The following is a 2,518-nucleotide window of genomic DNA, read 5'->3' on the forward strand; positions in this document are numbered from 1 at the left end:
GCAGCCGATCCGCGAGGTCGCGCGCGCGGATCTCGTCGAGGTCGACGCCGCAGTGTCTCGGGCGGTGGTCGCGCAGCGGTCGTGGGCGGCGCTGCCGCCCGTCGCGAGGGCCGACGCGCTGCGCGCGTTCGCGCGCGTGGTCGAGGCCCATGTCGAGGAGCTCGCGCAGCTCGAGGTGCGGAACTCGGGGCATCCGATCGGCTCGGCCCGGTGGGAGGCGTCGCACGTCGCCCAGGTGCTGAACTTCTACGCCGGTGCGCCTGAGCGATTGAGCGGGCAGCAGATCCCGGTCGCCGGGGGACTCGACGTCACGTTCCACGAGCCGTACGGCGTCGTCGGGATCATCGTGCCGTGGAACTTCCCGATGACGATCGCGTCGTGGGGGTTCGCGCCGGCGCTCGCGGCGGGCAACGCCGTCGTGCTGAAGCCCGCCGAGCTCACGCCGCTGACCGCGATGCGCCTCGGCGAGCTCGCGCTCGAGGCGGGCCTGCCGTCCGGTCTCTTCGAAGTGGTCACCGGCTCGGGGGCGGTCGTGGGCCAGCGGTTCGTGTCGCACCGCGACGTCCGCAAGGTCGTGTTCACCGGCTCGACGTCGGTGGGAACGGATGTCGCGGCCGGCTGCGCGCGCGAGCTCAAACCCGTCACGCTCGAGCTCGGAGGCAAGAGCGCGAACGTCGTGTTCGCCGACGCCGACCTCGAGAAGGCGGCGGCCTCGGCGCCGGGCGCCGTGTTCGACAACGCCGGACAGGACTGCTGCGCCCGCAGCCGCATCCTTGTAGAGCGGTCGGCGTACGACCGGTTCCTCGAGCTGCTCGAGCCCGCCGTCCAGGCCTGGCGCGTCGGCGACCCCGCCGACGAGGGGACCGAGATGGGACCACTGATCTCGGCATCCCACCGGTCCACCGTCGAGGGGTTCCTCGACGGTGCGAACATCGCGTTCCGCGGCTCGGCCCCCGGCGGTGACGGGTTCTGGTTCGCTCCGACCGTCGTACTGGCCGATCGCGGCGACCGCATCGCGCACGAAGAGGTGTTCGGACCCGTCGTGGCCGTGCTGCCCTTCGACGACGAGGCCGACGCCGTCCGGCTCGCGAACGACACGATCTACGGACTCGCCGGCTCGATCTGGACCGAGAACCTCGGCCGCGCGGTGCGCGTGGCGCGCGGGGTCAAGAGCGGCGTGCTCTCGGTGAACTCGCACTCGTCGGTGCGGTACTGGACGCCCTTCGGCGGCATGAAGGCGTCGGGTCTCGGGCGCGAGCTCGGCCCGGACGCCGCCGAGCACTTCACCGAGACGAAGAACGTCTTCTTCGCGACCGATTGACACCCGCGACGGACCGACAGGGGAGAGACATGGATCTGACGCAGCGCCTGGGCGGCCGGGTCGCCGTCATCACGGGCGGCGGCTCGGGCATCGGCCTGGCCACCGCGCGACGCTTCGCGGCCGAGGGTGCGAAGGTCGTCATCGCCGACCTCGACCCTGCGACCGGCGAGGGCGCGGCCGACGAGGTGGGCGGTGTGTTCCGACGCGTGGACGTCGCTGACGAGACGCAGGTGAACGCGGTGTTCGACGGCGTCGCGGCCGCGTTCGGCCGCATCGACATCGCGTTCAACAATGCCGGCATCTCGCCCGCCGACGACGACTCGATCGAGACCACCGAGCTGCCGGCGTGGGACCGCGTGCAGAACGTCAACCTCAAGAGCGTCTACCTGTGCTCGCGCGCGGCGCTGCGCCACATGGTGCCGGCGGGCAGGGGCTCGATCATCAACACCGCGTCGTTCGTCGCGCTGCTCGGCTCGGCGACGTCGCAGATCTCGTACACGGCATCGAAAGGCGGCGTGCTCGCGATGACCCGTGAGCTCGGGGTGCAGTTCGCGCGGCAGGGCATCCGCGTGAACGCGCTGTGCCCTGGGCCGGTCAACACGCCGCTGCTGCAGGAGCTCTTCGCGAAAGACCCCGAGCGCGCGCAGCGCCGACTCGTGCACGTGCCCATGGGCCGGTTCGCCGAGCCCGAAGAGCTCGCGGCTGCCGTCGCGTTCCTCGCGTCGGACGACGCGTCGTTCATCACCGCGACCGCGTTCGTCGTCGACGGCGGCATCACCAACGCCTACGTGACACCGCTGTGACCGACGCGCCCCTGCACGAGGTGCGCAAGGCCGTGTACCGGCCGGTGCGCGAGGGCAACGCGCTCGAAGACACCGTCGCGCGGCTCGTGCAGACGATCCGCCTCGGGGTCGTCGCGCCGGGGGAGTCGCTGCCGTCGGAGCGGGAGCTCGCCGTTCTCTACGCCGTGAGCCGCGACACCGTGCGCGAGGCGATTCGCGAGCTGGCCGACACCGGCTTCCTCGTGCGCCGGCGCGGCCGGTACGGCGGAACGTTCGTCGCCGATCCGCTGCCGGAGCCACCGCATCCGCGCGAGGTCGATGCGTCCGACCTCGCGGACGTCCTCGGCCTCCGCCGCGTGCTCGAGGGCGGCGCCGCGCGGGCGGCTGCAGGGCGCACGCTCGACGCGGCCGCGCG

The 2,518-nt window shown here is 72.4% G+C and carries 3 protein-coding genes; all 3 read left to right on the plus strand.

What is annotated here, in order from left to right; genetic code table 11:
• Nucleotides 1–7 precede the first annotated feature (7 nt).
• Complete coding sequence (locus tag EIO58_RS16105) at nt 8–1,321, plus strand: aldehyde dehydrogenase family protein (RefSeq protein ID WP_127820342.1); 1,314 nt, start codon at nt 8–10, stop codon at nt 1,319–1,321.
• Between the two features lie 29 nt (nt 1,322–1,350).
• Entirely contained in the window at nt 1,351–2,124 is a 774-nt protein-coding gene (locus EIO58_RS16110; protein WP_127820341.1) for a 3-oxoacyl-ACP reductase, read from the plus strand.
• On the plus strand, nt 2,121–2,518 hold a 398-nt coding region (locus tag EIO58_RS16115; RefSeq protein WP_164861790.1), incomplete at its 3' end, for a FadR/GntR family transcriptional regulator. The genes EIO58_RS16110 and EIO58_RS16115, both read left to right, overlap by 4 nt.

Source organism: Microbacterium sp. CPCC 204701 (genome assembly GCF_004010105.1).
GTDB lineage: Bacteria > Actinomycetota > Actinomycetes > Actinomycetales > Microbacteriaceae > Microbacterium.

What these genes read in the sequence shown, in the direction of transcription:
- EIO58_RS16110 (WP_127820341.1), top strand. Translation starts at nt 1,351, where the DNA reads ATGGATCTGACGCAGCGCCTGGGCGGCCGGGTCGCCGTCATCACGGGC.